This is a genomic window from Desulfurella sp., assembly GCF_023256235.1.
Lineage (GTDB): Bacteria > Campylobacterota_A > Desulfurellia > Desulfurellales > Desulfurellaceae > Desulfurella.
On the sequence record NZ_JAGDWY010000009.1, the window covers coordinates 34,338 to 35,941 of the forward strand.

Annotated in this window: 2 protein-coding genes and 1 pseudogene; all 3 read left to right on the forward strand. The window is 29.6% G+C overall.

Features of this window, described 5'->3' with window-relative positions:
• Positions 1 to 205 (forward strand): annotated as a pseudogene (sat, locus tag Q0C22_RS01060) (sulfate adenylyltransferase); the annotation flags it as partial.
• Between the two features lie 21 nt (positions 206 to 226).
• Positions 227 to 670, forward strand: coding sequence for an adenylyl-sulfate reductase subunit beta (aprB, locus tag Q0C22_RS01065; protein ID WP_291490240.1), 444 nt, complete (start codon positions 227 to 229; stop codon positions 668 to 670).
• A 14-nt stretch (positions 671 to 684) separates the two neighbouring features.
• A partial coding sequence (locus Q0C22_RS01070) for an FAD-dependent oxidoreductase (protein ID WP_291490241.1) occupies positions 685 to 1,604 on the forward strand: 920 nt, incomplete at its 3' end.

The following is a 1,604-nucleotide window of genomic DNA, read 5'->3' on the forward strand; positions in this document are numbered from 1 at the left end:
AACGTGTCCTCATTCAAATGAAGATCGTTTAATATTAAGCGGAACGGCTTTAAGAAAAGCTTTATCTGAAGGTAAAGAAGTGTCAGAAGATTTTAGTAGACCTGAGGTTTTGGAAATTTTGAAGGATTATTATGCACATTTGGAAAATAAAGTCGAAATAAAAATGCATGCAGCCGCTGAAGGTATAGGAATGGGTAAAAAATAAATTTATTTAAAGGAGGTTTTTATGCCAAGTTTTGTAATTACGGAAAAGTGTGATGGATGCAAAGCGCTGGACAAAACAGCTTGCCAGTATGTATGTCCGAATGATCTTATGATTTTAGATAAGGAGAAAATGAAAGCATATAATCAAGAGCCTGATATGTGTTGGGAATGCTATTCTTGCGTAAAAATATGCCCACAGCAAGCTATCGATATTAGAAGTTATGCTGATTTTGTACCTATGGGGGCAAGCGTAGTTCCTTTACGTGGTTCGCAGGATATTATGTGGACAGTTAAGTTTAGAAATGGATCAATTAAAAGATTTAAGTTTCCTATAAGAACTACTGCTGAAGGCCAGATAGAAATTTCTGGTGGGTTTAATCCGGGTAAAGATGATTTAGATAGCCAAGCATTATTTACTGAGCCAGAATCTTTAGGTTTGGATAATATTCCAACACCTAAAAAATAAATTGGAGGTTTAAAATGGTCGATTTTCAAACAAAACAAGTTGACACAGATATTTTGATAATAGGCGGAGGTATGGCAGGTTGTGGTGCTGCGGTTGAAGCATCTTATTGGGCAAAAAAAAATAATCTTAAAGTAACTCTTGTCGAAAAAGCTGCAATAGAAAGAAGTGGTGGAGTTGCAATGGGTCTTTCTGCCATTAATACATATTTAGGAGTTGATAAGGGAGAAAATACACCAGAAGATTTTGTGCGTTATGTAAGAAACGATCAGATGGGAACAGTTCGTGAGGACTTAGTATATGATATTGGTCGTCACGTAGATAGTTCGGTTAAATTATTTGAAAAGTGGGGTTTGCCTCTTTGGAAAGATGAAAATGGAAATTACGTAAAATTTTGGCCTTTGGATCTGAAAAAAGATTTAATATTAGATAAGATAAATAATCTGAATGAAATTTATAAATTAGAAAAATATGGACTATTTTTCAATATGAGTAGTATAAATGTAAGAAAAGAATGCTTATTACCATACTTGGATTATCTGTATAAAACAAATTCAAATGTGGATGATTTTATATTTTTTTCTACATCCAATCAAAATAATTCTAAGATAATTCTGAGTAGTAGAAAATTAACTTTATATACAGTACATAAGAGCACTACTGTTTTTATTTATAATAATATTGATGAATTTGTAGAAAAGTATGTTAAAAATGAAAAATTTAGATATAATACATATTTGATATTATTTGATTTATTAAATAAACATAATGGTAATAAAATTTTCAAAGCATTTATTAAATACAAAATAATATTAAGTAAAATAAATTTATATTTTTTAGATTCGAAAAATATTGATAATTTAAAGTTAAAAGATTTTCTTTATTACCTTTACTTTTCATTTGTAATTAAGGATTTGTATATTAAAAAGGATTTTAT

Coding starts and splice junctions, on each gene's coding strand:
- aprB (WP_291490240.1), top strand. CDS start 227: ATGCCAAGTTTTGTAATTACGGAAAAGTGTGATGGATGCAAAGCGCTG.